The organism is Synechococcus sp. UW105, from assembly GCF_900473935.1.
Classification (GTDB): domain Bacteria; phylum Cyanobacteriota; class Cyanobacteriia; order PCC-6307; family Cyanobiaceae; genus Synechococcus_C.
Map to the genome: position 1 here is coordinate 40,642 of NZ_UCNN01000013.1, position 26,986 is coordinate 67,627.

At 58.1% G+C, this 26,986-nt stretch carries 26 protein-coding genes; 19 read left to right on the forward strand and 7 right to left on the reverse strand.

The features are described from left to right. The 13 genes from DXY16_RS05205 (at position 1) to DXY16_RS05265 (ending at position 12,062) form a co-directional block, all read left to right on the forward strand. On the forward strand, positions 1–915 hold the full coding sequence (locus tag DXY16_RS05205; RefSeq protein ID WP_115120155.1) for an SWIM zinc finger family protein: 915 nt from the start codon (positions 1–3) through the stop codon (positions 913–915). Continuing rightward, positions 908–1,393: an MEKHLA domain-containing protein gene (locus DXY16_RS05210; RefSeq protein WP_115120157.1), complete on the forward strand. Its 486-nt coding sequence runs from the start codon at positions 908–910 to the stop codon at positions 1,391–1,393. The genes DXY16_RS05205 and DXY16_RS05210 overlap by 8 nt, the downstream gene beginning before the upstream one ends. A 232-nt stretch (positions 1,394–1,625) precedes the next feature. Then, positions 1,626–2,027: an Hsp20/alpha crystallin family protein gene (locus tag DXY16_RS05215; RefSeq protein WP_115120159.1), complete on the forward strand. Its 402-nt coding sequence runs from the start codon at positions 1,626–1,628 to the stop codon at positions 2,025–2,027. 174 nt (positions 2,028–2,201) lie between these two features. Further along, positions 2,202–3,326, forward strand: coding sequence for a TRAP transporter substrate-binding protein (locus DXY16_RS05220; RefSeq protein WP_115120161.1), 1,125 nt, complete (start codon positions 2,202–2,204; stop codon positions 3,324–3,326). After that, the gene (locus tag DXY16_RS05225) at positions 3,323–3,895 is read left to right on the forward strand and encodes a TRAP transporter small permease subunit (protein WP_115120163.1); all 573 of its coding nucleotides are present in this window, start codon (positions 3,323–3,325) and stop codon (positions 3,893–3,895) included. Before DXY16_RS05220 ends, DXY16_RS05225 begins: the two co-directional genes overlap by 4 nt. Beyond that, positions 3,892–5,283 carry a TRAP transporter large permease subunit gene (locus DXY16_RS05230; protein WP_115120165.1) on the forward strand — a complete coding sequence of 464 codons (1,392 nt, stop codon included), beginning with the start codon at positions 3,892–3,894 and terminating at the stop codon, positions 5,281–5,283. Before DXY16_RS05225 ends, DXY16_RS05230 begins: the two co-directional genes overlap by 4 nt. A gap of 37 nt (positions 5,284–5,320) precedes the next feature. Then, positions 5,321–7,093 (forward strand): diflavin flavoprotein, encoded by a 1,773-nt coding sequence (locus DXY16_RS05235; RefSeq protein WP_115120167.1) that lies wholly within the window; start codon positions 5,321–5,323, stop codon positions 7,091–7,093. Positions 7,094–7,159: 66 nt separating this feature from the next. Next, a complete protein-coding gene (locus DXY16_RS05240; protein ID WP_115120169.1) occupies positions 7,160–7,597 on the forward strand; it encodes a hypothetical protein in 438 nt (145 codons plus the stop codon). Positions 7,598–7,600: 3 nt separating this feature from the next. Next, positions 7,601–9,442 (forward strand): diflavin flavoprotein, encoded by a 1,842-nt coding sequence (locus tag DXY16_RS05245; RefSeq protein ID WP_244281564.1) that lies wholly within the window; start codon positions 7,601–7,603, stop codon positions 9,440–9,442. A 92-nt stretch (positions 9,443–9,534) separates the two neighbouring features. Further along, positions 9,535–10,248 (forward strand): rubrerythrin family protein, encoded by a 714-nt coding sequence (locus tag DXY16_RS15315; protein WP_115120171.1) that lies wholly within the window; start codon positions 9,535–9,537, stop codon positions 10,246–10,248. Positions 10,249–10,299: 51 nt separating this feature from the next. Beyond that, on the forward strand, positions 10,300–10,824 hold the full coding sequence (locus DXY16_RS05255) for an NADPH-dependent FMN reductase (protein ID WP_115120173.1): 525 nt from the start codon (positions 10,300–10,302) through the stop codon (positions 10,822–10,824). A gap of 37 nt (positions 10,825–10,861) precedes the next feature. Next, a complete protein-coding gene (locus DXY16_RS05260; protein WP_115120175.1) occupies positions 10,862–11,611 on the forward strand; it encodes a pirin family protein in 750 nt (249 codons plus the stop codon). Between the two features lie 247 nt (positions 11,612–11,858). Further along, on the forward strand, positions 11,859–12,062 hold the full coding sequence (locus tag DXY16_RS05265; protein ID WP_115120177.1) for a hypothetical protein: 204 nt from the start codon (positions 11,859–11,861) through the stop codon (positions 12,060–12,062). Positions 12,063–12,089: 27 nt separating this feature from the next. Here the strand turns inward: DXY16_RS05265 and DXY16_RS05270 are convergent, their stop codons facing one another. The 4 genes from DXY16_RS05270 to DXY16_RS05285 all read right to left on the reverse strand — a co-directional run bounded on the left by DXY16_RS05270 (position 12,090) and on the right by DXY16_RS05285 (position 17,131). Beyond that, positions 12,090–12,308: a hypothetical protein gene (locus DXY16_RS05270; protein WP_115019798.1), complete on the reverse strand. Its 219-nt coding sequence runs from the start codon at positions 12,306–12,308 to the stop codon at positions 12,090–12,092. Between the two features lie 95 nt (positions 12,309–12,403). Beyond that, on the reverse strand, positions 12,404–15,367 hold the full coding sequence (gcvP, locus tag DXY16_RS05275; protein WP_115120231.1) for an aminomethyl-transferring glycine dehydrogenase: 2,964 nt from the start codon (positions 15,365–15,367) through the stop codon (positions 12,404–12,406). 46 nt (positions 15,368–15,413) lie between these two features. Then, a complete protein-coding gene (gene gcvH, locus DXY16_RS05280; RefSeq protein WP_115120179.1) occupies positions 15,414–15,803 on the reverse strand; it encodes a glycine cleavage system protein GcvH in 390 nt (129 codons plus the stop codon). Positions 15,804–15,826: 23 nt separating this feature from the next. Then, positions 15,827–17,131 carry a methionine gamma-lyase family protein gene (locus DXY16_RS05285; protein ID WP_115120181.1) on the reverse strand — a complete coding sequence of 435 codons (1,305 nt, stop codon included), beginning with the start codon at positions 17,129–17,131 and terminating at the stop codon, positions 15,827–15,829. A 191-nt stretch (positions 17,132–17,322) separates the two neighbouring features. On the opposite strand from DXY16_RS05285, the gene DXY16_RS05290 reads away from it, so the two are divergent. Continuing rightward, positions 17,323–18,171: an acyl-CoA desaturase gene (locus tag DXY16_RS05290; RefSeq protein ID WP_371410870.1), complete on the forward strand. Its 849-nt coding sequence runs from the start codon at positions 17,323–17,325 to the stop codon at positions 18,169–18,171. A 33-nt stretch (positions 18,172–18,204) separates the two neighbouring features. Here DXY16_RS05290 and DXY16_RS05295 read toward each other — a convergent pair whose 3' ends face one another. Further along, positions 18,205–18,936, reverse strand: coding sequence for a hypothetical protein (locus DXY16_RS05295; protein WP_115120184.1), 732 nt, complete (start codon positions 18,934–18,936; stop codon positions 18,205–18,207). Positions 18,937–19,017: 81 nt separating this feature from the next. Between DXY16_RS05295 and DXY16_RS05300 the strand changes: the two genes are divergently transcribed. From DXY16_RS05300 to DXY16_RS05320, 5 genes are all read left to right on the forward strand, one after another. After that, on the forward strand, positions 19,018–19,950 hold the full coding sequence (locus DXY16_RS05300) for a fatty acid desaturase (protein ID WP_115120186.1): 933 nt from the start codon (positions 19,018–19,020) through the stop codon (positions 19,948–19,950). A 41-nt stretch (positions 19,951–19,991) separates the two neighbouring features. Further along, on the forward strand, positions 19,992–20,450 hold the full coding sequence (gene rplI / locus DXY16_RS05305) for a 50S ribosomal protein L9 (protein WP_115120188.1): 459 nt from the start codon (positions 19,992–19,994) through the stop codon (positions 20,448–20,450). Positions 20,451–20,551: 101 nt separating this feature from the next. Beyond that, positions 20,552–21,970: a replicative DNA helicase gene (gene dnaB, locus DXY16_RS05310; protein WP_115120233.1), complete on the forward strand. Its 1,419-nt coding sequence runs from the start codon at positions 20,552–20,554 to the stop codon at positions 21,968–21,970. Positions 21,971–21,985: 15 nt separating this feature from the next. Next, on the forward strand, positions 21,986–22,210 hold the full coding sequence (locus DXY16_RS05315) for a hypothetical protein (protein ID WP_115120190.1): 225 nt from the start codon (positions 21,986–21,988) through the stop codon (positions 22,208–22,210). An 80-nt stretch (positions 22,211–22,290) separates the two neighbouring features. Beyond that, positions 22,291–23,226, forward strand: coding sequence for a helix-turn-helix transcriptional regulator (locus DXY16_RS05320; RefSeq protein WP_115120192.1), 936 nt, complete (start codon positions 22,291–22,293; stop codon positions 23,224–23,226). Positions 23,227–24,651: 1,425 nt separating this feature from the next. Here DXY16_RS05320 and DXY16_RS14335 read toward each other — a convergent pair. Both DXY16_RS14335 and DXY16_RS05325 read right to left on the reverse strand, forming a co-directional pair. Further along, positions 24,652–25,761, reverse strand: a complete 1,110-nt coding sequence (locus DXY16_RS14335; RefSeq protein ID WP_206749547.1) for a hypothetical protein — start codon at positions 25,759–25,761, stop codon at positions 24,652–24,654. 181 nt (positions 25,762–25,942) lie between these two features. Continuing rightward, the gene (locus tag DXY16_RS05325; RefSeq protein ID WP_170953853.1) at positions 25,943–26,941 is read right to left on the reverse strand and encodes an alpha-1,2-fucosyltransferase; all 999 of its coding nucleotides are present in this window, start codon (positions 26,939–26,941) and stop codon (positions 25,943–25,945) included. Between the last annotated feature and the right edge of the window lie 45 nt (positions 26,942–26,986).

The window sequence follows — 26,986 nt, forward strand, 5'->3', positions numbered from 1 at the left end:
ATGACCATCACACCGTCGAATCACGGCATCAACACCTCCCTTGGCGATGAGGGGCTGGGGCAACAGCCCTGGTGGGTGGAGCAGTGGATGGAGCTGATCAACTCCTACCGCTACAAGAAACGGTTGGAACGTGCCTGGACCTATGCACGCGAAGGCAACGTCACCTCGATCCGATTCGAAGGCAGACGCGTGCATGCCCGGGTGCAAGGCACTGGTGAAGATCCCTACAAGGTGAAACTCTGGCTGGATGTTCTCAACGATGAGGACTGGCGCTATGTGCTCGAAGCGCTCACCCAAAAAGCGCGGTGGTCTGCCCAGCTGCTGGCGGGGATCATGCCAGCCGACATTGAGCGAGCCTTCGCCGCCAGCGGCCGGCGTCTCTTCCCCTTCAAGTTGCAAGAAGTGCGAAGCGAATGCAGCTGTCCAGACAAGGCCAATCCCTGCAAACACATCAGTGCGGTCTATTTCCTGATGGGGGAACGCTTCAGCGAAGACCCATTTGTGCTCTTCCAACTGCGAGGTCGTACCCGCACGAAACTGCTGGAAGACCTGGCTGAATACCGCCGCAAGGCCCTGGAAACCCTGGCTGCAGAAGCGGCAAAGCATGCAGACGCCCCCTCTGATCCCAGCGAAAGCACCGTCAGCACAGACAACGAGCAGCCGACACCACCCCACCCCGCGGTGCTCGATCCCACCCTCTGGTGGCGATACGACGCCAGCCTCGATGCCGATTTGGTGGTGATCACTCCGGCGATGGAAGGCGACACCGGTCTCGATGCCGCCGGTGAGCTGCCGCTGGCAGAGGAACCCCGTTTCCCAAACTCCAAACAGCAGTTCCTCAACCATCTGCGCTCACAGGGCCAGGCCCTCGGCCAACAGGCACTGATCGCCGCCATGACTGCAGGCGGTGGCTGAACAGCACGCACCCTGGCTTAGCCCAGACAGTCGGGCCTGGGCTGCGCGCATTCGGCGCTCCCACAGCCATGCCTTCAGGCGGCCGCTACTGGCGAATCGGCACAACTGCAGCCCTAACGCGAGGGTGAGCTGCCAAGAGCTGTTTGCTGCACCGTGGCCGGTGCTAGCCCATAACGACAGCAGCGACCCTGCACTCGTGTATGCCAATGCTGCGGCCCTCAAGCTGTGGCAGAGGCGCTGGGCGCAGATGGTGGGGATGCCCTCGCGGCTCACCGCACCCGAGAAGGAACGCCGCGAACGGGCCCAAGCCCTGGGCAATGCTCGCCAGCAGGATGCCTACCAGGGCTATAGCGGCATCCGCATCGACAGCCAGGGGCACCGCTTTGTGATCAACAACGCCCGTATCTGGACCCTTTGGGATCTGAATGGACAACGCTGCGGTCAAGCCGCAACCTTTGCCAGCTGGCATTGGCTTTAAGCAATAACAACAACAAGCCTGACTGCATTCGTGATTGCAGCGTGATTGGCCAATGCCCTGCTCAAAATGAGTTTCGGTTTTCACACCAACCTTGTCGTACCAACCGAACTCTGTCGTCGAGGCCGAACCGAAATGGACGGTTCTCCGACTCCTCAGGTTCATTCAAATTGCGCAGATTGACGTTGCGGGTGACACGAACCACCCCGTTTGTTTCAACCATTGGAGACTATCCATGATCACCCTTCGTCAATCACCTTTCGATCTACTTGAGCGTCTTGAGCAACAGGTGGCCCAGGCCGAACGTGTGCCTGCAGCTGAAGTGCTGGAGCATGCCGACGGTTACACCGTGCGACTCGAATTGCCCGGTGTCGATCGCGACTCCATCGACGTGAAAGCCACCGATCGCAGCCTTGTGATTAGCGCCGAGCGCCACGCCAGCCTGGATCCCGCCCTCGAAAACAACCCTCAACAACTCTTGAGCGAGTTCCGCCCTGGCAACTGGAGCCGCAGCTTCCGGTTCAGCCAGCCACTGGATCGAGACCAACTACGGGCCAGCTACCGCGATGGCATTCTCGAGATTCAGGCCGCCAAAGCCGACAACCGCACCACCGTGTCGGTGACGGTGGAGAGCTGAACGCCAAGGCATGAGAACACCAAGAGATCTCACCCAGGTGACAGGAGAACGATCCGGCCCTCCGCTTCGGCGGAGGGTTTTTGTTTGATACAAAGAAAACCGATTCGTTGGTGATCGATAAGCTTCTGAGCAAGCAACCGTCGCCGCCACTGGCGACCAACGCAGGAGCACGCCATGCAACGTCGGCAGCTGCTCCGGACCAGTGGGAAAGCGCTTGCCGCTGCAGCTGGAGCCGGAGCCTTGAGTGCCTGCACGATCCGTCGTGCCGAACACAACCGCAGCAGCGGCCTGCCACAGGTGCGCTGGCGCATGGCCACCAGCTGGCCCGTGTCCCTCGACACGATTTATGGAGGCGCCGAAACCATCTGCAAACGGGTGGAGGTGATGAGTGGCGGTGGCTTCCAGATTGAACCCTTTGCAGCCGGCGAGATCGTTCCAGGACTGGAGGTGTTGGATGCGGTGCAGGCCGGCTCAGTGGAATGCGGCCACACCGCCAGTTACTACTTCATAGGCAAGAACCCTGCCTTCGCCTTCGGCACAGCGGTGCCCTTCGGCCTCTCAGCCCAGCAACAAAATGCCTGGCTTTATCAAGGGGGCGGCAACGAAGCGATGGACGCCCTCTTCGCCGATTTCGGGGCCAAGAGCTTTCCGGCCGGCAACACCGGCGGCCAGCTAGGCGGATGGTTCAAACGACCGGTTGAAGGCCTCACCTCCCTCAAAGGGTTGAAAATGCGCATCCCTGGCCTGGGGGGCAAAGTGATGGCCCGCCTGGGGGTGAACGTGCAGGTGCTGCCAGGAGGTGAGATTTACCTGGCCCTGGAACGGGGAGCCATTGATGCCGCCGAATTCACCGGCCCCTACGACGACGAGAAGCTGGGCCTGCCCAAAGCAGCGAAGTACTACTACTACCCGGGTTGGTGGGAACCGGGGCCCAGCCTCACAGCTCTGGTGAACCGCAAAGCCTGGGCTGATCTTCCCGAGGAATACAAAGCGATGTTCAGCACCGCCTGCTACGAGGCGAATCTGGGCATGCTGAGCAAATATGAGCAGCGCAATAGCGAAGCGCTGCTGCGGCTCCGCCGTCAGGGCATCAAGCTCGAGGTTTATAGCGATGACATCCTCAAGGCGGCCCATGAAGCCACTGGTGAAATGTTCGCGGAACTGGCTTCAGACGATCCTGGCTTCCGGGATCTGCTCGAACGCTGGCGTCTCTTCCGACGCGAAACTCTGAACTGGAACCGGATCAATGAACTGCCGCTGGCGCAGTTCAACACCAACACCGACGAGGTGAGCCCATGAGCGGCCTCTCAGCAGGTTTGGTGCGGTGCTTCGATCGCCTCAATGCCGCGGCCGCTTGGCTGGCGCGCTGGGCCGTTCTGCTGATGCTCGCCATTGGCATCTGGAATGTGATTGGCCGCTATGTGGGATCCGCCATCGGCCTCAATCTCAGCTCGAATGGTCTGATCGAGGCCCAGTGGTATCTCTTCGACCTGATCTTTCTGCTGGGCCTTGGCTGGACCCTTCAGAAGGGGGGCCATGTGCGCGTGGATGTGCTGCAAAGCCGCTGGTCAACACGGCGCCGTAACCGCCAGGAACTGAATGGAATCCTGCTGTTGCTCCTGCCCTTCGCCTTTGGGGTGATGGCGATCTCCATCGATCCGGCCCTCCGTTCCTGGAGCATCGGCGAGATGTCGCCTGACCCAGGAGGTCTGCCGCGCACCTGGGTGAAATCCCTTGTGCCCATTGGCTTTCTGCTGCTGGGACTTCAAGGCATTGCCGAAGCGTTGCGCCTGCGTTGGGCTCTGCGGAACCCCAACGCCACCACCCAAGTGGACGAGACGAACCAAAACGGAGGCGCAACACTGTGATTGAGATCGAAGCTCTCGGCTGGGTCATCAGCTTCGACCCTTCCGCCGTGCTCGCCCCCGGCATGTTCCTGGCGTTGATCGTGGCCCTGCTGAGTGGCTTCCCGGTGGCCTTCTGCCTTGGGGGCATCGGGGTGATCTTCGCCTTGCTGGGGGTGCTGAGCGGCGAAATCGAACCTCAGTTCGTCACCGCCCTGCCTCAGCGAATCCTGGGGATCATGGCGAACTTCACGCTGCTCGCCATCCCTGCGTTCGTGTTCATGGGCTCCATGCTCGAAAGTTCGGGCATCGCCGAACGGCTGCTGGAAACCATGGGTCGTCTGCTGGGACGGCTGCGCGGTGGCCTCGCCCTAGCCGTGGTGCTGGTGGGCTCGTTATTGGCAGCAACCACGGGCGTTGTGGCGGCCACCGTCACAACCATGGGCCTGATCTCCCTTCCGGCCATGCTGCGAGCTGGTTACGACAAAAGCCTCGCTACCGGTGTGATCGTGGCCTCCGGCACCCTCGGTCAGATCATCCCGCCCAGCATCGTGTTGGTGGTGCTCGGAGACCAACTGGGAATCTCCGTTGGCGATCTGTTCATCGGCGCTCTGCTGCCCGGTCTGCTGATGGCGGCTGTCTTTGCCATCTATGTCTTGGTCATCAGTGCCCTGAAACCGGAACTGGCACCCCAACTGCCCCCCAACACCGCCGGGCCTAGCCATCCGCTTCAACTGATTCAGTCGGTGTTTCCTCCCATTGCCCTGATCTTCGCCGTCCTGGGCAGCATCTTCTTTGGTATCGCCACCCCCACCGAAGCAGGGGTGATCGGCGCCGTTGGCGCCATGCTGCTGGCCGCCCTCAATGGCGGCTTCAGCCGACAGCAACTCTCCAATGTGTGTGAGAGCACCATGCGCACCACCGCCATGGTGATGGCGATCCTGATGGGCTCCACCGCCTTCAGCCTGGTCTTCCGTGGCGTCGGCGGTGATCAACTCATTTCCGATCTGCTGCTCAACCTCCCTGGCGGCAGGGTGGGCTTTCTGGTGTTCAGCATGCTGATCATCTTTCTGCTCGGCTTCTTTATCGATTTCTTCGAGATCGCCTTCATCGCCGTACCGCTCCTGCTACCAGCAGCCCGGCAGCTGCTGGGGCCGGAGGCCCTGGTGTGGTTTGGCGTCATGATCGGCGCCAACCTGCAAACCTCCTTCCTCACACCTCCATTCGGCTTCGCCTTGTTCTACCTGCGCGGCGTGGCACCCGAGGGAGTGAGCACACGCGACATTTATCGGGGGGCGCTTCCCTTCGTTGGCCTGCAGGTGGCCGTACTGGCGTTCATCATCGCCGTGCCGGGCCTGGTCGACTGGCTACCCCGCCTTGCCGCTGCTCTGACCCCAACGCCGCTCACCTAAGGAGCTCCGTAGAGTTCGATCAGAACAGGATTCGACCATGGTGACGGCAAGTCTCAGCAGTCCAGACCCTTCTGCTGTGGCTCCGCGACTGTCTCTGCAATGCGAAGCGATCGCAACCGACACCAGCACGATCCGCTCGCTCGACTGGGAGCGCAGTCGCTTCGACATCGAATTCGGGCTGCGCAACGGCACCACGTACAACAGCTTTCTGGTGCGAGGTGAACGCACCGCCCTGATCGACACCAGCCACGCCAAATTTCGCGACACCTGGATTCCCCTCCTTCAAGAGCAGATCGATCCCAAGGCCATTGATGTCCTGATCGTGAGCCACACCGAACCGGACCACTCCGGTCTGATCGGTGATCTGATCGATCTCAATCCCGACATCGAGATTGTCGGTTCAAAGGTGGCGCTCCAGTTCCTCAAAGATCAGGTGCACAGGCCCTTCAGCTCCCGCGCAGTCAAGAGTGGCGAGACGCTTGATCTCGGCACGAATGCCGACAGTGGCATGCACCACTGCATCGAGTTCCTCAGTGCCCCGAATCTGCACTGGCCAGACACGATCTTCTCGTTCGACCACGGCACTGGAATCCTCTACACCTGTGACGCCTTCGGCCTGCATTACTGCTCCGACGACGTCTTCGATCGTGATCCCGGCGCCATCGCCCCAGACTTTCGCTTCTATTACGACTGCCTGATGGGGCCGAATGCCCGCAGCGTGCTGCAGGCACTGAAGCGGATGGATGGTCTACCTGAGATCAACACCATTGCCGTCGGTCACGGACCGCTGCTGCGTCATCACCTCAGCCACTGGGTGAGCGACTACCGCGAGTGGAGCGGCCAGCGCAGCAAGGGGGAGAGCTACGCGGCGGTTTGTTATCTCAGCCAATACGGCTTTTCAGACCGGATCAGTCAGGCGATTGCGCATGGCATCGGCAAGGCAGACGCCCAGGTTCAGCTCGTGGATCTAAGGGCCACTGATCCACAGGAATTAACAGCACTGATCGGCGATGCCAAAGCCGTCGTGGCACCCACCTGGCCGGCGCAACCGGATAGCGAGCTGCAAGCATCGATCGGCACTCTTCTGGCCGCCCTTCATCCCAAGCAGCTGGTAGGGGTCTATGACGCCTTCGGCGGTAACGACGAACCGATCGATGCGGTCGCCGACCAGCTGCGCAGTCAGGGCCAGAAGCAAGCGTTTGCACCGCTACGGATTCGCCAGCTGCCCCAAGGCAATGACTACCAGCGCTGCGAGGAATCGGGAACCGACCTCGGCCAACTCTTGACCAAGGCCAAAACGATCGCAGCGATGAAAAGCCTGGACGGCGAGCTGGACAAGGCCCTCGGCCGCATCAGTGGTGGGCTGTATGTCGTCACTGCCAGCCAAGGAGAGGGTGAATCAAGCCGCCGAAGCGCCATGGTCGCCAGTTGGGTGAGCCAGGCCAGCTTCAAGCCACCGGGCCTCACGGTCGCCGTCGCCAAGGACCGAGCCATCGAAGCCCTGATGCAAGTGGGAGATCGCTTTGTTCTCAACGTGCTGCGTCAGGACAACCACCAACAACTGCTGCGTCATTTCCTCAAGCGTTTTCCTCCCGGCGCCGATCGCTTCTCCGGGGTGAATGTGCTGGACAACGCGGCCGATGGCGGTCCAGTACTCAGTGAGGCCCTGGCCTACCTGGGTTGCCGTGTGGAACAGCGCATGGAAGGTCCCGACCACTGGATCATCTATGCCGTCGTGGAGCAGGGCAATGTGTCCGACAGTGACGCCAGCACGGCAGTGCACCACCGCAAAGTTGGCAATCACTACTGAGAGCCATGCAGCATTGGCCTCGACCAGCTCCGGTCCTCAGACCATCCGACAGGATCTGAAACAGCTTTGAGCACACCAGACAAGTTTTCACCTGAAGCCGAGCTGTTTCTCGACAGCTGTGAGAGCCCACACGCGCTCGCTCGCGCCATTGATGGGCGCGAATCCAAACGGTTTGGCCTGCTGCTGAAAGCCAATCAGCGCATCATTCGCAGCAACAAGATCAGGGCACTGGCCGTGTATTGCATCGGGCTCACGCTCGGTGCCCTCTCGGGCAAAAGCATGGCGCTCGTCTATCTCAGCCTGTTCCTGATCGTCATCCTGTTGCTGCTCAGCAGACGCAAAAAAGACAGAGCCATCAACCAGGCGGTCGAGTCACGGATCAGCACCCTCCGCAAGCTCGGACTGATCAATGTCTGCCTCTCCCAGCACCACGACAAGGACATCAAACAGATGGAATTAGCTCTGGGGCTCAGACCACTGCCAGAACATGAACGAGGATCGTGAACGATGACGGCAGCAACGATGGAGAACCGGGCCTCAGACCAGTGTCAGGTGCTGAACCTACCGATCACGAATGGACTGATCAGCCTGCGTGCGCTGAGCCCCCAGCGTCTACGTTTCGAGCTGGAATACGCCCTGGAGCGGGGGAGCACCGCCAATAGTTTCCTGTTCGACGCTGGTGTCGACAGCCACGGCACGGAACAGCCCGCGGTGCTGGTCCACCCACCAGGTGGGGCCTATGCCGATGTGTTCCTACCTGCCCTGGCCGAAGCACTGCCTGAGGATTGCGACACGCTGCAGGTGGTGGTTGGTCACGTCAACCCCAACCGGGTTGCCCTGCTGCGTGCCCTGGCCGACACCTATGCCCAGCTGAGCCTGATCTGCTCCAACCCGGGGGCCAAATTGCTGCAAGAGCTTTGGCAGCAACGGAAACCGCTCTCGCCAGGAGAACCAGACAACCGGCCGCCTCTGCCGTCTCTGCCGACGCTGCAGGTCGTCCGTCAGGAGCAGCGCATTCCGCTCAGCCACGGCCACAGCCTGCAACTGCTGCCAGCCCCCACCCCTCGCTGGCCAGGTGGCCTGCTCGCCTTTGAAGAGAGCGAAGGCCTGCTGATGAGCGACAAGCTCTTGTCAGCCCATGTGTGCACATCGGAGTGGGCAGAGAGCAGCCGCAACGCCACCGAAGAAGAGCGACGGCACTTCTACGACTCTCTGATGGCACCGATGGCCACCCAAGTGGACGCGGTGATCGAACGGCTTGAGGAGCTCGACATCCGCACGATCGCGCCAGGCCATGGCCCCGCCATTGAAGACAGCTGGCGCAGTTTGCTCAGCGACTACCGACGTTGGGGTGAAAGCCAGCAAAAAGCTGCCCTGAATGTGGCCCTGCTGTTCGCCAGCGCTTACGGCAACACCGCTGCGATCGCCGATGCTCTGGCCCGTGGCGTCAGCCGCACCGGTGTTCGTGTGACCAGCCTCAACTGCGAATTCACTCCTGCTGATGAGCTAGTGGCCACCATCCGTTCCGCCGATGCAATTCTGATCGGCTCGCCGACGCTGGGGGGACACGCCCCTACGCCCATCGTTTCGGCGCTGGGGACGGTGCTGGCAGAGGGGGATCGCAACAAACCCGTGGGGGTGTTCGGCAGCTTCGGCTGGAGCGGTGAAGCCCTCGATCTGCTGGAGAGCAAGCTGCGCGATGGCGGCTTCAGTTTCGGCTTCGAACCGATCCGAATCAAATTCAGCCCCGATGCCGCCACGGTGCACACCCTGGAAGAAACCGGCACCCGTTTCGCCCGTGGCCTGCAGCAGGAGCAACGCAAACAACAGCGCCGCAGCGCCGGTGGCCTGAGCGAAAGCCGCAGTGATCCCGCCGTGCTTGCCCTGGGCCGGGTGGTCGGCTCACTCTGCGTGCTCACCGCCAGAAAAGGTCAGGAAAACACAGCCCTAACGGGAGCCATGGTGGCCAGCTGGGTGAGTCAGGCCAGCTTCACACCACCTGGAATCACCGTGGCTGTCGCCAAGGACCGTGCTGTGGAAGCCCTGCTGCACAAGGGGGATCGCTTTGCCCTGAACGTGCTGGCAGAGGGTCGCGAAACCAGCACGATGAAACAGTTCCTGCAGCCCTTTTCCCCAGGGGCCGATCGCTTCGCAGGCCTGGAACTCTCCAGCAGTCCTTATGACCAACCACTGCTCCCCGAAGCCCTTGCCTGGCTTGACGGCGAAGTGAAACAGCGGATGGAATGTGGTGACCATTGGCTGATCTACGCCGAGGTGAGCCACGGCAGCCTGCTCGACAGCGAGGCGACGACGGCGGTGCACCAACGACGCAGCGGTGCCAACTACTGAGACATCAAGACGCGGAGCACCCCGAGAGGAGCTAACTCATAGTCGTTATGACTTAGGGCTACGATGAGGGCATCGACTCCCACCCTCTCTCCATGGACCTCTCCAAACCCACGACCCACGCCAACCTCGAAGCCGCCTTCGGGGGCGAGAGCATGGCCAACCGCAAATACCTCTTCTTTGCCGATGTGGCCAAGAAGCTGGGGCACAGCGAACTGGCCAAACTCTTTCGCGACACCGCCGCCCAGGAAACCGAACACGCCTTCGCCCACTTCCGCCTGCTCCACCCCGAGCTGGTGGTGAATGATCCCGCCACGCTCAGCGACGCCGACAAGCAGGCCCTACTCAGCCGCTGCCTGGAGTTGGCGATCGAAGGTGAAACCTATGAATTCACCACCATGTATCCAGAGTTCGCCGCCCAAGCGCGCAGCGATCGGGATGGTGGCGCCGCAGCGGAATTCAACGACCAGATCGATGAATCCAAGGAGCACGCCGGCATCTTCCACACCGCCGCCAAAAATTTCGGCCTACTGGCTCCGATCGAGCAGCACCACGCCGAGCGCTATGGGGTGGCCCTACAGGCATTTCAGGGCAAAGGAACTGCAGGCGAAGCCTCCGAGCCCGTGCCAGGCCAATGGATCTGCAAGCTGTGCTCGATGATTTACGACCCCGCCGTAGGCGACCCAGATTCCGGCATCGCAGCTGGTACTCCCTTCGAAGCCATTCCTGACGACTGGCAGTGTCCGATCTGCGGCGCCCGCAAAGCCAGCTTTGTGCCCTACCGGGAAGCAGAGCTGAAAACAAACTGAACAAGGGCTAGGGCGTTCAGACTTCAGACCTGCGCGCCCTGCCTTGAAGTGATGCTCTCTTCTGCCCCAGGCCTACTGGTGATCGCTGCCAGCAACGGTGAGAACCTCAAGCTGGCACAGCGATTCGTTGAAGCCACCCAAAAGCTCGACACCACCGCAGACCTGCTTGATCTCACCACGATCGACCTTCCCCTCTTCACCCCCCGGGCCCAACAAGGAGAAACACCGGCCGCCATCGCAGCTCTCCAGGCACAACTGTTAGCAGCACCACGATGGGTGATCTGCGCTCCGGAATACAACGGCTCGATTCCGCCCTGCCTAACCAACGCGATCGCCTGGTTATCGGTGCAAGGGGACGACTTCAGGGCCCTATTCAATGGCCGGCCAATCGCGATGGCGACCTTCTCAGGCGGTGGCGGCATGGAACTGCTGCTGTCGCTGCGCATCCAGCTCACCCACCTCGGCGCCCAAGTGGTGGGCCGCCAGTTGCTCAGCAACCATGCCAAACCCCCGAAAGACGACAGCATCGCCGACCTGCTGCAGCGTCTTCTGCAAATGACACCTCTCCAACTCTGAGCCGATCACGCGGCATCACCTCCCCAACGGCGAAGCCATGACCGAACCAGCATCGATCAGTGATTCCGACCTGGTGCTCCGCCCTGCCGGAGAACGCTTCCACAGCGAGCGAGGCTGGCTCAACTCTTGGCACAGCTTTTCCTTTGCAGGTCATCACCATCCCGATTGGATGGGCTTCGGACCGCTGCAGGTGATCAACGACGACGTGATCGCGGCAGGCCAGGGCTTTGGCATGCATCCCCACCGCGACATGGAAATCATCACCGTGATGGTGGAAGGCCAACTCAACCATCGCGACTCGATGGGTCACAGCGGGGTGATTCACGCTGGCGATGTGCAGCGCATGAGCGCCGGCACGGGCATCGTGCACAGCGAAGTGAACGAAGGAGACGTGCCCTGCAGGCTGCTGCAGGTTTGGATCGAACCAGACGAACTTGGCCTCTCGCCGAGCTACGAACAACGCCAAATCGCCATCGGCACCGACTGGACACCGCTGATCGCTCCGAACCAGCCAGAGGTGATGGCGATCGCCAGACCCGTGCAGATCTGGCGTGCCCAGCCCCCAGTCGGCGCAGAGCTGCCCCTGCCTGCGTTTGGTGACGAGAACGCCTGGATCCAAATGATCGACGGCAACGCCGAGCTCACAGGCGAAGCAGCAAACGCACCCATCCAGCTGGGGCGGGGCGACGGCATCGGCCTGCTCAAAAGCACCACCCACTGCAGCCTGCGCAGCAGCAGTGGCAGCAGCAGTGATCGTTGCGATGCCCTGCTGTTTCTCCTGAGCTGATGGGTCCGACAGGGGCACACACCATCCCTAGCGCCCAGCAACAAGCCGACCAGCATCAACGTTGATGACATAGGTAGCGTAAGTAACAACATTTCCTAGCCAGATACCCTCTCCAGAAAAGGAAAGCAGACTTTTCGTGGCAGCCTGATTGCAATCAATCAGTTGATCCCAAAGAGATTGAAAAATTCTCTTGCACACCACATCTTGTGCCCTGAAATAGCAAGGTGCTCAAGCCCCGCGGACCTCGATGAGATCTGACATCGCTCTCAAAACGATTCGGTACAGCGGCTTCGTGCTGGTGGAGCAGGCCAACCACTCATGGCAAGTGAGGCCGGAACGCAGCCCGATGACTGTTCTTCCTTTTCGGACACCCACCTGCTCGCTGGAGGATGTGAAAGCACTCATCGACTGGAAACTGTCTCAGGAGGAGCAGCTGATCAGGGTCGCCTGACACCCTGCAGCTCCTCCTTCAAACAGTTCAGGCAGCCTGAGGAGGCGGGGTTGGCGAATCCTGCAGCTGGAATGGAAGCACCAGGGTGGCCCAGCGCTCAGGCCGTTCAGGACGCTGACGACGCGCTTGACGCACGCCGAAAGGAACGCGCACGACGTTGGTGCCTTCCATTTGCAGGGTGTGACCCCGCTCAAGAGCCGACTCCAAACAATCAGGCAACGCCGGTGTGGTGGATTTGATGGTCATGGTCCCCCTGCGATGAAGCAGATGCCGAACAGTGTGCAAACACTTTTCGTTCTACAGAGAAAACCGAAAGGTATTTTTTCGATTTCGATGAAAATTTAACCTGACAGCTGCTGATCCGCCAGATCTGCCACTGAAGGACAGGTGCAGACAAGGTTGCGATCGCCGTAAGCGTTATCGATGCGGGCAACATGGGGCCAGAATTTGTACTCACGCTGATCCGCCAAGGGAAAGGCGGCCTGGGCTCGGCTGTATGGCCGATCCCAGCTCTCAGCAGTCACGGCCGCAAGAGTATGGGGAGCCCGCTTCAGCGGGTTATCGGTTGGATCACTGGCGCCGGTTTCGATCGCCGCCGCTTCGGCCCGGATCGCGATCATTGCTTCACAGAACCGATCCAGTTCAGGCAGGCTTTCACTTTCAGTCGGCTCCACCATCACGGTGCCGGCCACAGGCCAGCTCACGGTTGGGGCATGGAAGCCGTAGTCCATCAGGCGCTTGGCGATGTCATCCACCTCAAGGCCTGCTGTGCGCTTGAGCTCGCGCAGATCAAGGATGCATTCATGGGCCACTAAGCCGCCTTCACCACGGAAGAGCACCGGGAAATGCGGATCAAGCCGCCGGGCCATGTAATTCGCGGCAAGAAGAGCGATCGCGGTGGCCTTGCGCAGGCCATGCGGACCCATCAGACGCAGGTACATCCAACTAATCGGCAGGATGCCGGCACTGCCCCAGGGCGCGGCCGACACCGCACTGATTGCCTCGTTGCCACCACATGCAGCCAGGGGGTGCCCAGGCAGGAAGGGGAGCAGATGCTCCGCCACACCAATCGGTCCAACACCGGGCCCGCCGCCGCCGTGGGGAATGCAGAAGGTCTTATGCAAGTTCAGATGACAGACATCGGCTCCATAGGCTCCGGGCCGGCACAAGCCCACCTGGGCATTGAGATTGGCGCCGTCGAGATACACCTGACCACCGTGGGCATGCACACAGGCACAGATCTCGCGGATCCCCGGTTCGAAGACACCGTGGGTGGAGGGGTAGGTGACCATCAAGGCCGCCAGACGCTCGCCGTGCTGCTCGGCCTTGGCCTGCAGATCGACGAGATCAATATTGCCGTGCTGGTCGCAAGCGACCGGTACCACCCGCAAACCTGCCATCACTGCACTGGCCGGGTTGGTGCCGTGGGCGCTGGTAGGAATCAAACAAACATCCCTGCCCACGTCACCGCGGGAGAGATGCCAGGCTCGGATCACCAACAAGCCGGCGTATTCCCCCTGAGAACCGGCATTGGGCTGCAGCGACACGCCTGCAAAGCCAGTAAGAGCAGCCAACCAAGTTTCCAGATCGGCCACCATCTGGCTCAGACCAGCCAGCTGTTCCGGCGGAGCAAATGGATGCAGGGCAGCGAATCCATGCCAACTGACTGGAGCGAGCTCAGCAGCAGCATTGAGCTTCATCGTGCAGCTGCCCAGGGGAATCATGCTGTGCACCAGCGACAGATCCCTACTCACCAGCTTCTGGATGTAGCGAAGCAGCTCCGTTTCGCTGCGATGGTGATGAAAGACCGGTTGCTGAAGCCAGGTGTCCTCGCGTAGGGGAACACCGGGGAGAGCCGCTTGTAGCGCCGCATCTCCAAGCAACACCGGCAGCGCATCGCCAGCCGGCGGCAGCGGGGCAGCGCCGGCCGCCTGGGCCAGAATCGCCAGCAGGGCATCAACCTCCGCAGCATCGCTGCATTCATCCAGGCTGATCCCGAAGCCCTCGGCTTGATCTGGAGCAGCACCATCGGGGAGGACCCGCAGGTTGTATCCCTGTTCCGTCGCCAGACGATGCACGGCAGGAGCCTGCACACACCGCACATCCACACCGTCAAAACGACAGCCCGCGGCCAAGGGATAACCCAATTGGCGCAGCCCTGCTTCCAATCGAAGGCGGAGATCGACAAGCTGTCGAGCGATCGCCTCCAAGCCATCCGGTCCATGGTGAACCGCATAGAAGGACGCCATCACCGCCAACAACACCTGGGCGGTGCAAATGTTGCTCGTGGCCTTGTCCCGTCGGATGTGCTGCTCACGGGTCTGAAGGGCGAGCCGCAACGCTGGCCGCCCTTCCGCATCGCGGGACTGACCGACGATCCGTCCCGGCACCTGACGCTTGAAGGCTTCACGGGTTGCGAAAAAAGCAGCATGGGGACCACCGCCCCCCATGGGAACACCGAAACGCTGGGCACTGCCCACGGCGATGTCGGCCCCCAGCTGACCCACCGGGGCCAGCAGCACCTGGGCAAAGGGATCGACCGCAACCGTCGCCAGAGCCTGATGGGCATGGGCCTGGGCGATGACTGCGGTTGGATCCCACAGCCGGCCGCAACGACCGGGAAGCTGCAGCAACATGCCGAACACATCTTGATCCCAGCGGAAGGCCTCGGGCTCCGCCACGTCGATCACCACCCCAAGCGGTTCTGCCCGGGTCTGCAACACCGCCAAGGTTTGGGGAAGCACGGCAGCATCCACCAGGAATCGCTTGGCCTCAGGCCTTGTGCACACAGCGAGGCTGAGGCCCATCGCCTCAGCGCATGCGGTGGCCTCGTCTAACAGCGAAGCATTGGCGATCGGAAGTCCGGTCAGTTCGCTGATCAGCGTCTGAAAATTGAGCAGGGCCTCCAACCGTCCCTGAGCAATCTCCGCCTGATAAGGGGTGTAAGCGGTGTACCAAGCGGGGTTCTCCAGCACATGGCGCTTGATCAGTGATGGCGTGGCTGTGTCGTGATAGCCAAGACCAATCAATGAGCGCCGCACCCGATTGCGGGATCCAATCACCCGCAATTCAGCCAAGGCTTCGGCCTCACCACAGCCCAGCGGCATGCTCTCCACAGGCGGAGCGGCATCAAGAATCGCCCCAGGAACGACTGCGCTAACAAAGGCGTCGAGATCGGCAAAGCCAAGCGACTCCAGCATCGTTTGCTGGTCCGCCTCACTCGGGCCGACATGCCGTTGCACAAATGGCGAAAGCGAGGAAACCGTTTCTGCGGCAGAAGACGGGCGCTGTTCAAGCTGCGTCAAATCGCTCTCGCCGATTCGTGAACGATCGACTGTAAAAAAAAGCGGCTCAGGCAGCGGCCACTTTGGACGCATATGTGACCGAATCCATCAGCTCCTGCAGCTGAGCCAGATCAGAGGGACGCACCGCCAGCAACCAGCCCTGGCCATGAGGGTTGTTCTGCAGTTCTTCTGGGCTAGCGAGCACTGATTCGTTGCGCTCCACAACCTCACCACTGACAGGGGCATACATCTCCTCCACCGCCTTCACCGATTCCACGGTGCCAAAACTGCTACCGCGGCTGAGACTGGACCCCACCTCGGGCAAATCCACAAAGACGATGTCCCCCAACTGATCCACAGCGAAAGCACTCAGCCCGATACGCACCAGATCGCCATCGGCATGGGCGTATTCGTGGCTATCGGCGTAGCGAAACTGCTCAGGAAAATCAAAGGCCATGGGGCCGGGAGCGGGCAAAAACCTCACCCAGTGTGGAACAGATCGACGAGTCCTGCCGTATGCAGGGCCGTGAGCGCCCGCACCAGGGCCAGTTCCACATGGGTGCGATGGGTACCGCCTTGCACGTAAAGGTTGAAAGGCTCGCGCAGCGGAGCATCAGCGGAGAACTCACTGGTACTGCCATCGATGAACGTTCCACCGGCCATCACCAAATCACTGGCGTAGCCAGGCATCGCCGCCGGCACAGGGTCGAGATACGAACCGATCGGCGAACAGGCTTGAAAGGCCCGGCACACCACCTTCAGGGCCTCGGGATCACCCAGCTGCACCGCCTGGATGAGATCGCTGCGAGCAGCACCGGCCTGGGGTTGCACCGCATAGCCAAGCGCAGAAAAGGTCTCGGCCACCAGATCGGCACCGATGAGCGCCTCTGCCACCATCTGCGGAGCAAGAAACAGTCCCTGCAGAAGCAAACGATGTAGATCAAAGCCCGTGCCACCCTCGCTGCCGATCCCGGGAGCGGTCAGACGGCAACAAGCCTGCTCCACCAGATCGGCCCGGCCGGCTACATAGCCACCGCCTGGGGCGATGGTGCCGCCCAGATTCTTAATCAGCGAACCGGCCACCAGATCCGCTCCCACGGCTGGGGGCTCCTGATCTTCAACCAGCTCGCCATAACAGTTGTCGACGAAACAAACGCAATCGGGCTGACGGCGATGAATCCGTTCGCACAGGCGGCCGATCGTCTCCACCGACAGCGAAGGGCGCCAGCTGTAGCCGCAGCTGCGTTGGATCAGGATCAAGCGCCGGGGGATCTCAAGCGCTCGATCCAGAGCCTGTTCATCCACCTCTCCAGCGGCCTCTGCTGAAGAGGTGAGCTCAAGCTGGTCATAAGCCACCCCAAATTCCGCCAGTGACCCCTGGCCAGACCCACGCAGGCCAATCACCTCTTCCAGCGTGTCGTAAGGCCGACCGGTAATTGCCAGCATCCGGTCACCGGGGCGAAGCACACCGAACAGAGCAGCGGCGATGGCATGGGTGCCGCTCACAAACTGCAGTCGCACAGCCGCGGTCTCTGCACCGAGCACCCGGGCGAACACCCGATCCAGCACCTGCCGGCCCTGATCACCATGGCCATAGCCCGTGAGCGAAGCGAAATGCTGGGTGCCGACGCGTTCGGCAGCAAAGGCCGCAAGCACCCGCTCCAATCGGGGCATCACCGCGGCTGTGCGCTGTGCCGACTGGGCCACCAAGCGCTCTCTCGCCGCTGCCACCAGAGCCCTGGCCCGTTGCTGCACCGCCTGGGGATCGAGCTGCTGAGAAACCATGAACAGCGCCTGGGATCCGTGCTGGTCGTTACATCATGCAGCGCTCTCCTACATTCATTTCTCCTACCGACCGCCTTGGAGCTCCGGGTTACCGCAGCAACAGACGGATTCGGTTCGTGGAGATCTCCTTGGTCACAACCTCTCCGGCGTCTACCCCCTCCGAACGCGAGCTGCGCATTCGCGCGGCACTGATGGCCCCCCGAGAACCGCTGCCGCGCAAGCAGCGCAAGCTCAAGAGCGGCACCACCTCCTTCATGCTGGTAATGCACGTGCTGGCCACAGTGGCGCTGTTGCCACGGTTCTGGAGCTGGCAAGCGGTGGTGGCCTTTGCAGTTCTGTACTGGACCACGGTGTTAGGGGTGACCTTGGGGCTGCACCGTCTGGTGGCGCATCGCAGCTTCGAGGTGCCGCATTGGCTTGAACGCGTGCTTGTGCTGATGGGCACCTTGGCCTGCCAGAGCGGACCGATCGACTGGGTGGCCTTGCACCGCCATCACCATAAATTTTCCGATCAGCCCAACGACCATCACGACGCCGGTCGGGGGCTTTGGTGGAGCCACAGCGAGTGGATGCTGCATGAGATTCCTGCCCTGGAACACAAGGAACGCTTTGCTGGCGATCTGCTCAGCGATCCCTTTTACTTCTGGCTCGATCGCTGGTTCCTTCTCCCCCAGATACCGCTGGGTTTGGCCCTTTACTGGTACGGAGAAGCAGCCCAGGTGCATGGCGGTGGCCTTGGCCTGGTGCTGTGGGCGATTCCCTTGCGCCTCGTGGTCGTCTACCACGTCACCTGGTTGGTGAATTCGGCCACCCACGCCTTCGGTTACCGCAATTTCGACTGCCCCGATCTGTCACGCAACTGCTGGTGGGTGGCGATTCTCTCCTTCGGTGAGGGATGGCATAACAACCATCACGCCCACCCGGCGAGTGCGCGCCATGGCCTGCGCTGGTTCGAATTTGACATCACCTGGATGCACATTCGCCTATTGCGCCGCCTCGGCCTCACCCGCCGGGTACGCCAGGCCCGCTATGCCCCCTGAGGGAGAACTCGAAGAGGTCTCCTTAGCGCAACTTCAATCCTTCGAAACAGCAGCCTGACTTTCTGGTTCAAGCTGCTTGGCGCGCGAACGCAGCTGAGCCAGAAACCCCTCCGCGCCGTGACGGCCAGATCCGCCAAGCTCCTGATAAGTGGCATAGAGATCCAGTAATTCGCCATCGAGCTCATCGGAGCTGTAATCCCGCATACCAGCCATCACTGCCGCAAAGCGTTCCCGTCGCTGGCTCTTACTCACCGGGTAAGCGGCCATCACTTGATCGCGGCAGAAACGCCAGCTACGAGCAGCGCAGAGCTGGTCAGCCAGAGCTGCGCTGAGAGCCGAGGCCTCCTCGGCGTCAATCCGCCAATCAAAGCCAGGCGGCAATGGCGCCAGCCCTACAAAAATCTCGAACAAAGCACCGGCACCGAGAGGCTGACCAGTGCCGTTCACCAAGGGAGCATGACCATCAGCCAGCACTTGCAACAACTCGGGATGCACCTCCTGAAGGTGCTCACGAATCGGATCGAGCCCTTCCAAGAGAACGGCATTGGCCTGACCAAGAGCCAAAAACACCTCGGGGCCTGGCGCTGCCAACTTGCCGTTGCGGAGATTTGAGATCTGAGAGTTGTGCACCCGGCCCAGATCAAGAGCCTCAGCCAACGCTGGCAGCACCTTGTGGGACCAGCCGTTGCGCTCATGCCAGACGTGCACAAGGTGGGCCATGGCTCGGCGACCTTCTTCCAGTCGCTCCCGGTAACCCTTGGTCACACAATCAGACCCAGAACTGGAAGCAGTCACTTGATACGGATCCTTATCGCCTATAGTTTGGAGAAAGCAATCGGATCAGCAATGACATCCTGTGTGATCACGACGCCATCTCCTCCGAGCAGGCCTACAGCTTCGCACGAAGCTTTGAAGCTTGCAGAGCGCTTACAACAGCCCCGCAAGGGGCACAAAGCCGTTGAGCCTGATCAGGCAAAGCGCTGGGGAACGATCGGATTCATGATCGCGATCCACGCCCTGTCGATTGTGGCCTTGCTGCCCCGCTTCTGGAGCTGGCAAGCCGTCACCTGCTTGTTGATTCTCTACTGGATCACCGCCTGCCTAGGCGTGACGCTTGGCTATCACCGTCTGCTGTCACATCGATCCTTCCGGGTCCCAACCTGGCTGGAGCGCTTCTTCGCCACCTGCGGCGCCCTCAGCTGTCAGCACGGCCCCATCGACTGGGTTGGCCTGCATCGCCACCACCACAAGTTTTCCGATACGGATGCTGATCACCACAACAGTCACCGCGGCTTCTGGTGGAGTCACATGGGATGGATGTTCCAGCCCATTGCGGCCATGCAAGCGGTGCCACGCCTGAGTGGCGACCTCAGCAGCGATCCCTATTACCGCTGGCTCAACACCAATTTCCTGCTGCTGCAACTGCCCCTGGCGATGCTGCTGTTCTGGATTGGCAACATCAGTGGCGTCGGCGGCTGGGCCCTCGTGCTCTGGGGAGTTCCCCTGCGCCTGGTGGTCGTGTATCACGTCACCTGGTTGGTCAATTCCGCCACCCACTGCTGGGGCAGCGTGGCTTATGAGAGCGGTGATGCGTCCCGCAATAACAAATGGGTCGCCGCCTTGACCTTCGGCGAGGGCTGGCACAACAACCATCACGCCTTTCCCCATTCCGCCCGTCACGGTCTTCAGCCCGGGCAGATTGACCTCACCTGGGAACACATCCGACTGATGCGAACGCTCGGACTGGCCAGCCAAATTCGCCTGCCGGTCACGTCGTAAAGTTGCCGATCGCTCAATAGACGCTGTAACGGATCGATCCCATGGCCAAGCGCGTACAAGTCGTTCTGAATGAGGACGTTCTCAGCCTCGGCCGGGACGGAGACATGGTGGAAGTAGCTCCCGGCTATGCCCGCAACTTCCTCCTTCCCTTCGGCAAGGCCGTACCCGTGACGCCTGCCGTGATGAAGCAGGTGGAGCACCGTCGCGCCAAGGAGGCCGAGCGTCAGGCTGCCCTCAAGCAAGACGCCGTGGCCTTCCGCACCGCCCTTGACACCATCGGACGCTTCACCGTTAAGAAGCAGACCGGTGATGACGATGTGCTGTTCGGAACGGTCACCAACGGTGACGTGGCCGAAGCAATTGAAACCGCCACCAAGAAGGAAGTGGATCGTCGCGACATCACCGTGCCCGACATTCATCGCACTGGTAACTACAAAGTGCAGGTGAAGCTGCACAGCGAAGTCACCGCTGAGATCAACCTGGAAGTGGTCAGCTACTGAGCCTCACCGAGGTCTGAATCACATCAGGCCGTCACATCCCACTCTGTTGCATGCTCTCAAGTGCGCCAGAGTGGGTTTTCGCTTTTGATTGGCCAACCGCCATGGTGACCGCCCCCTTGTCTGAACCCGGCGGCGAGTCCACCGAAGGCGGTCGCCGTGGCTTCGGCAAATCACGCCAACGCGATGAGCCCAATTTCGAGGCCCTGCCCGACTCCGTACCACCTCAAAACGTTGAGGCAGAGGAAGCAGTCTTGGGTGGAATCCTGCTTGACCCGGATGCCATCGGCCGCGTGGCCGATGTGCTGCAACCCGAGGCCTTTTATCTGAATGCCCACCGGGAGATCTTCCGCACGGCGGTGATGCTCCACAGCCAGGGCAAACCCACCGACCTCACCGCCATGACGGCATGGCTGGCCGACACGGGCGCCCTCGACAAGGTGGGAGGCAGCGCCCGCTTGGTTGAGCTGGTGGAGCGGGTGGCCTCCACCGCCTCGATCGAGCAGGTGGCACGCCTCGTCATGGATAAGTTCCTGCGCCGCCAACTGATCCGCTCCGGCAATGAAGTGATTCAGCTGGGCTTCGACCAAAGCCTGCCGATGGAACAGGTGCTCGACAAGGCAGAACAAACGATCTTCGCCATCAGCCAGGAGAAGCCCTCCAAGGGCCTCACCCCAACGGCTGAGATCCTCACCAGCACCTTCAACGAAATCGAGAGCCGTTCCCTCGGCACCTCCGTGGCAGGGATCCCGGTCAACTTTTACGACCTGGATGCCATGACCCAGGGCCTGCAACGCAGCGATCTGATCATCGTAGCCGGCCGCCCTGCCATGGGCAAAACATCCATCGTGCTCAACCTGGCCAAAAACGTGGCCCAGCTCCACGACCTGCCGGTCTGCGTATTCAGCCTGGAGATGAGCAAGGAGCAGCTCACCTACAGGCTCTTGTCGATGGAGGTAGGGATTGAAGCAGGCCGATTACGCACCGGCCGCCTGCAGCAAGAGGAATGGCCGCTGCTCGGCCAAGGCATCAACACCCTTGGCCAGCTGCCGATCTTCATCGACGACAAACCCAACTCCGGCGTTCTGGAAATGCGCTCGCTCTGCCGGCGACTGATGGCTGAACAAGGCAAAGAGCTGGGTCTGGTGGTGATCGACTACCTCCAGCTGATGGAGGGCTCCAGCCCAGACAACCGCGTGCAGGAAATCTCGAGAATCACAAGAGCCCTCAAAGGCATGGCCCGAGAACTGAACGTGCCAGTAATCGCCCTCTCCCAGCTCAGCCGGGGCGTGGAATCACGCACGAACAAGCGCCCGATGCTCAGTGATCTGCGCGAATCAGGCTCGATTGAGCAAGACGCCGACCTGGTGCTAATGATCTATCGCGACGAGTACTACAACCCGGAAACTCCAGACCGAGGCATCACTGAGGTGATCGTGACCAAACACCGCAACGGCCCCGTTGGCACGGTGAAGCTGCTGTTCGAACCGCAGTTCACCCGCTTCCGCAACCTGGCGGCTTAAGCCTGAGGTTGGAGCATGTGGATTGGCCGCATCCTGCTGTTGGGCGTTGGCTCGTCATACCTGGCCCGTTGGTTCCTCAGCCCTCAAGCCCATCGCAATTACGTGGCCAGTTGGCTCAAGCTTCTGCATAAAACCACCCGCATCCTGCCGAGGGGGCAACATCGGCTCCGCCAGGTCGCCATTCGAATCTTCGAAGCCACACTGAGCCCCAGCAACCGCCGCAAAGCTATCAATCGCTGACGCGTGAACAAAAACACATCGCCAAAGTGACGCAAGGGCCATAAAAGTACCTTGACGTTCTGATTCCTTGATGGCTCACGGTGAAGGTTTTGGAGGCCCCTTTCCTGAGCTGCGCTGAGCTGAAGGAGCTGTTTCAGCCCCTTTCACCCAACCTCGCCGCCTTGCAATTAAGCGAAGGCCGGCTACTAGGGAAACTGCAGATTTTCAACTTCGGCACTTTTCGCTGCACCCTGCTCGAAACCAACCAAAGCTTGTTTCTCAGCGGCCAACGCAAGCCACAAGCCTGGACCCTGGCCATACCGCTGAACAACCCACTCCCGCACGATGCCTATCGCGCTCAAGGCGTGGTGATGCCTTGGCCGGGGCTGATGGGCTACAACATCCAGCTCAGCGATTTCGATCTACGCCTGCCTGCAGGCAGCCGGCTATGCACGTTGGTCATCGCCAAAGACGAGCTGCTAAAGCGTCATCCCCAACAAAGGGGCTCACTCACTCTGCAACGGTGGCAAAACACCAATCAGCTCGAATTGCGGGCAGATCATTCGAAGCAACTTCGCGATCAAATCGAGACCTTGATCAAGGAAGAGGGAAAAACAACCGACCCAAGCACAGCCGAGCGATTACTCAGTGCAGTGATCAACTGCTTTAAAGACGAAGAGGCTGAAACAAGAGCCATCAAAAAGCGCCAAGCCCGCCACACAGCAGCGATCGAAGTGCTGCATTGGTGCCATACCAACCCTTACCAAAGCATCACGGTCAATGCCCTCAGTGAGCTGTTGTACCAATCGCGAACGTCCCTGTTCAAGGGATGCAAGGAACATTTCAACCGCACACCACTGGAAGTGCAGCGTGCCGTCCGCCTCGACTGCGTGCGCGATCTGCTGCTGAAGCCAAACAAACGCGATCAACTCGGCCTCAAGGGAATCAAACAGGTAGCGCAGCACTATGGCTTTACAAGCCATAGCCATTTCACACGCCGCTACAGCGTGGCCTTCGGCAAGCTTCCTCAACAATAATGCTGGGGTAAAAATCGCTCATCTAGCCATCAGTTGTCGCCTGCAAAATCAACCAAGGAGATCACAATCCATAGGATGCTGGAGCCAACCTGATGCGATTTCTCAAAATCATTGACAGCCAGAAAACGAGCTACATTCTACTGCACTACATAGACGTGTTTGCGGAGCAAAAGAGGAGACACATTTGCTCGCAATCGCCGGGGCAGGTAGAGAAAACTAAATTCAATAAAACAACTCAGCGGCCTGAAACTAATAGTGCATGCAAAAGCAAATCGATCGCGGCCAGGGCGAGCCGAGTTGCGACAGTATATTCGATGATCGGCAGAACCAGACCAACGCTCTACTACCAGTCAACACCCATTCTTGAATCTACTCTCCGAACAATGTCCCAGACTACTGCAATCTTACTGAAATCAGAACAGAGCAGTAAGCACTAGAGGGTGGAATAGAAGGACAAAAAGGGGATTCCTATAAAGCCTGATCGAAAGAAATATCTTTGTCAAATGAATGGAATTCTTATCGACCAGAACCACCTCAGCATAGGAACAGACGAGTTATCATAGCAATTACATGCTTAGTGAATCTCCATGAAGTTGGAATGCTAGATCGGATCAGGACGAACTACATCATGCATGTCCACCTGCAGAAAGAATTTTCGAACGAATAACTAACGTGGATCTATTCTCCATGAAAGCACTCTGCGATACACGCTTCAATAGCCATGAAACGCACTTGTGCCTAGATTCTCGATCGCCTGGGGACGACTTTTGGGTGTAGCTACAACCCAGAGATCCTTATCTTATCCCTAGACAGCCAATTCAAATTTTATCCCTTTGAGGCAAGGCTGCGTGCAGCGGAGATCGAGATCAGCCGATCAGGCAGGAGGCGTTACCACGACAAAAGTAATGCAAAAGGCCATGAGACCAGTTTGAAGATGCAACAGAAGCCATCTGGGCAAAGCCGTATAAAGATAAATCAACATGCCTAAGCGATAGCTTGTGAGCAAAGATCAACCCCACCTCATGCATGAACAGACAACCTTATTGGAAACAACAGATGCTCTTAGAAGCGAAACTAAACATCAGATCAAATCTGAAAAGTGCTGTTGAGGCTGGCGAGGATCAAGTCGCAATAAGCAGAATTACGGAGCAATAGGCTAACTCCTCACTTGCCATGGATGAACATCCTATGACATAACGCCGTCAAACAAAGCAGCGCGCCAATCCATTAGACAAGTGTTAACGATTATCAGCCTTGGCAAAAACAAGAATTATCAAAGACCTAATCGAGCGCGATAGCCATAGAGAGATGATTCACACATAAACGATAAGTGGCAGATTGAAGCAAAGAGGCAACTGGAAAAGTATTACGGATTAAGCAAATGCCACGTTTTAAAATTAAAAGACAAGGGAAATCAGCAAATGATCACAATATTTGAGCCACTATATTATCATAAAGAAAGCATAGACTTGTGTTTCTGCTATCTGCCAAATAATCGTTGATTGATTTTCTAATCATGGACACGGAATCAAAAAGCTCATGGGTGTTATATTTAGAATAGCTGATTACCCTTGAGGCCAACGACAAACAATCTGGGCTAATCACCTCTAAAAACGGACTAATCCAGTTGTCGCGTTGGCCGCCAACATAAATCGGCATGCATCCATATGACAGAGGCTCGAGTGCCTTTTCAGTTGTGTAACCAGAAGGTGTCAGATAGTTCTCTACACAAAAAGAGGTTTTGCAATTGAGCAGAACAGCTTTAGATGCTGGAGATCCGAGATAACGAGACAAGTCACATTGCGGACTCGAATAAAGCAGAACATCTCGAAAATTCCGAATTGATCTAGCCAACCCAATAGGACTAGCTGTCCTTGGTAGACTTAATAATTTTCTCTTTTCATGCCAATATCTGCCATAATGGGCAAATTTATCTGCAAATAGTCTTGTAGAAAGATTAATCAGATGTCGCCTAAAGGCGTACAATGAGGGATGCCCCTTGAGTAAATGGGAGCACATAATGGAGGCATCGAATGCAAGAGAATCATCAAATTGGAAATTGTTGTCATGAGGGATACTTGCTGAGGTTGTGTCGGGTATTTCCTTGTAAACAAAATATGTTGCTGATTTTATTGAAGAATTAACCGAGTAATGCGAAGGAATCACATATGGATGTATTAGGAGATCAGATATACCTATACAGTCTTTCAATGAGGAAGGCTGGTGCTCAGGATGCTCGGCTAGTAACATTATAATTTTTCTTGGCTTAAAGCAGTCGAGAAGAGACTCTAGGTGTCTACGAGGTGGCGCATCAATCAAAACCAATAATGGATTAATACCAGCTGGTATATTATCTGACTCAACAAAACCAAGCTTTAGGAGGTCATTAAAAAAACTGGACAAGTGATACAAGTGCTCACCAGGAAGAATATTGTTAGATTTAGCAGCCTTAAAGGCAATGTCAATTACAGATTGATAGAGACCTGAAAAAACCAAGAAGTTAGGCTTAAAGTCAGGATGATGAAGAAGGATCAAAGCTCTTGTCCTGGAATTTTCATGCACATTAGACAATAACATTGCTTAAACTTCAAAACCCAAACAACTCAAGAAAAGCACCATTACCTTTTTGCGAAGTCAATAGCACTAAATGAGGAAAGATTCAGAATGATTATGAGTTGGGTCTATTGAGTGGATAAAAGAAGATAGAAGCGAAGTGTCAGAATGAAAGACTAGACCTCAAAAGGCAATTGATATTAGCATCTTGAATGTCCCGAAGCACACCATTCCAATGAGAGAAGGAACATCCCTGTTGCATAGTCTTATCAAGTTGATATAAATTCTGCGCAGCCATGGAAGAATGCCGCAGATTAGTATCGTAATTAAACCATTTTGAGGGAACAAAGACTGTCGCTGACTTCGAAAGCAAGCCAGCAGCAAAACTAAATTGACTATTAGAACACAAGAGAATTGTGGAGGCATACATTATTTTGAAGGCATCGGCCGGGGAATCGCCTACAATTGAATGGACTTGATCAAATCCTAACAGTTTGACACGTGATATAAACCAATCAGATATTGGCGAGTCACTTAGAATCACCAACGGAAGTGCCTTATCGACGAGGTTTGTAGACAAAAAAGATATATACGTCTCATCCGACACTACATGTGAAGAAACTGAAAGGTAATCGCCTCTCCTCATGTGAACGCAAGTGTAACCTGAAGAAAAGCTTGCAGAATGGCAGCCAATAGAATTATAATTATCAATTTTCTCTCTGAAGAACTTAACAGTTGGCGCATGCATCATAGACTTCAAAAAAAGACTCTGCTTAATGCTACCGTCCTCAATAGTCAGAGCTCGAAATGGACTTAGGGTGCTTGACCTGAACTGTTCACATGAAATATCAAAAGCATCAAGCTGCCAAGGAAATTGACTGAGGCCATCGCAAGAATTTCCAGGATTGATATGAGTATCTTGAGCAAAGTATGAAAATTCTGCAAAAACATTAAAATTATTTTGACGGAGGAAATGGTATATTGATGAACTGATTATCTGAGCACCAAAGCCGCCAGTGAAGGTAATATTAACCCCAGGATTACGAGTGGTCGCTAGTAAGAAAGCTTTAAAGACATGCTTCAAAGAGCGCTTAAAAGAATTTGACATTGCAGCTGAGAAGGAAGAGAAGGAGGATTGAGGCCGTATTCCCTGCATAGACATATAGCCATATGCAGCATAATAGAATCCATGCATCCTGTTCCAGAA

Coding starts and splice junctions, on each gene's coding strand:
- DXY16_RS05205 (WP_115120155.1), top strand. CDS start 1: ATGACCATCACACCGTCGAATCACGGCATCAACACCTCCCTTGGCGAT.
- DXY16_RS05215 (WP_115120159.1), top strand. CDS start 1,626: ATGATCACCCTTCGTCAATCACCTTTCGATCTACTTGAGCGTCTTGAG.
- DXY16_RS05220 (WP_115120161.1), top strand. CDS start 2,202: ATGCAACGTCGGCAGCTGCTCCGGACCAGTGGGAAAGCGCTTGCCGCT.
- DXY16_RS05225 (WP_115120163.1), top strand. CDS start 3,323: ATGAGCGGCCTCTCAGCAGGTTTGGTGCGGTGCTTCGATCGCCTCAAT.
- DXY16_RS05235 (WP_115120167.1), top strand. CDS start 5,321: ATGGTGACGGCAAGTCTCAGCAGTCCAGACCCTTCTGCTGTGGCTCCG.
- DXY16_RS05245 (WP_244281564.1), top strand. CDS start 7,601: ATGACGGCAGCAACGATGGAGAACCGGGCCTCAGACCAGTGTCAGGTG.
- DXY16_RS15315 (WP_115120171.1), top strand. CDS start 9,535: ATGGACCTCTCCAAACCCACGACCCACGCCAACCTCGAAGCCGCCTTC.
- DXY16_RS05255 (WP_115120173.1), top strand. CDS start 10,300: ATGCTCTCTTCTGCCCCAGGCCTACTGGTGATCGCTGCCAGCAACGGT.
- DXY16_RS05260 (WP_115120175.1), top strand. CDS start 10,862: ATGACCGAACCAGCATCGATCAGTGATTCCGACCTGGTGCTCCGCCCT.
- DXY16_RS05265 (WP_115120177.1), top strand. CDS start 11,859: ATGAGATCTGACATCGCTCTCAAAACGATTCGGTACAGCGGCTTCGTG.
- DXY16_RS05270 (WP_115019798.1), bottom strand. CDS start 12,308: ATGACCATCAAATCCACCACACCGGCGTTGCCTGATTGTTTGGAGTCG.
- gcvH (WP_115120179.1), bottom strand. CDS start 15,803: ATGGCCTTTGATTTTCCTGAGCAGTTTCGCTACGCCGATAGCCACGAA.
- DXY16_RS05285 (WP_115120181.1), bottom strand. CDS start 17,131: ATGGTTTCTCAGCAGCTCGATCCCCAGGCGGTGCAGCAACGGGCCAGG.
- DXY16_RS05290 (WP_371410870.1), top strand. CDS start 17,323: ATGGCCCCCCGAGAACCGCTGCCGCGCAAGCAGCGCAAGCTCAAGAGC.
- DXY16_RS05300 (WP_115120186.1), top strand. CDS start 19,018: ATGACATCCTGTGTGATCACGACGCCATCTCCTCCGAGCAGGCCTACA.
- rplI (WP_115120188.1), top strand. CDS start 19,992: ATGGCCAAGCGCGTACAAGTCGTTCTGAATGAGGACGTTCTCAGCCTC.
- dnaB (WP_115120233.1), top strand. CDS start 20,552: ATGGTGACCGCCCCCTTGTCTGAACCCGGCGGCGAGTCCACCGAAGGC.
- DXY16_RS05315 (WP_115120190.1), top strand. CDS start 21,986: ATGTGGATTGGCCGCATCCTGCTGTTGGGCGTTGGCTCGTCATACCTG.
- DXY16_RS05325 (WP_170953853.1), bottom strand. CDS start 26,941: ATGTCTATGCAGGGAATACGGCCTCAATCCTCCTTCTCTTCCTTCTCA.